The organism is Vibrio sp. 704 (genome assembly GCF_033339295.1).
In genome coordinates this window covers 1-536 of record NZ_JAWOUH010000938.1, presented here as the reverse complement: position 1 = coordinate 536, position 536 = coordinate 1, and the positions used below count along the sequence as shown (strand labels likewise).

Annotated in this window: 1 pseudogene; it reads left to right on the top strand. The window is 44.0% G+C overall.

Annotated features, from left to right (window positions below):
* Positions 1-536: pseudogene (locus R7R24_RS29985) on the top strand (helicase-related protein); the annotation flags it as partial.

Below are 536 nucleotides of genomic sequence, written 5' to 3'. Positions count from 1 at the left end.
AAAGTTGTGCGTGTAGATATCGATATAGATTTACACGGTTAGCAACCAACCAAAGGACAAGTCGATAAACATGGTGAAGTCATCGAAGACAGGATCTATAACCAGAAAGACTTCGACAGAACTATGGTCATTGATGAGCGAACAGAACTTGTTGCACAGACCATCACCAGCTACCTCAAGCGCACCGACCCGATGGCGAAGACCATTGTGTTCTGTAATGACATTGACCACGCAGAGCGTATGCGTCGAGCACTAATCAACTGCAACCCTGAGCAAGTTGCAAAGAATGAAAAATACGTAATGAAAATCACTGGTGATGATGAAATAGGCAAAGCTCAGCTTGATAACTTCATCAACCCCAAAAAGGCTTACCCTGTTATCGCGACCACCTCAGAACTCATGACAACAGGTGTCGATGCAAAAACTTGTAAACTGGTTGTTCTTGACCAGGGCATTCAGTCGATGACCAAATTTAAGCAGATCATCGGTCGCGGTACTCGTATTGATGATCGTTACGGAAAGCTATGGTTTACCAT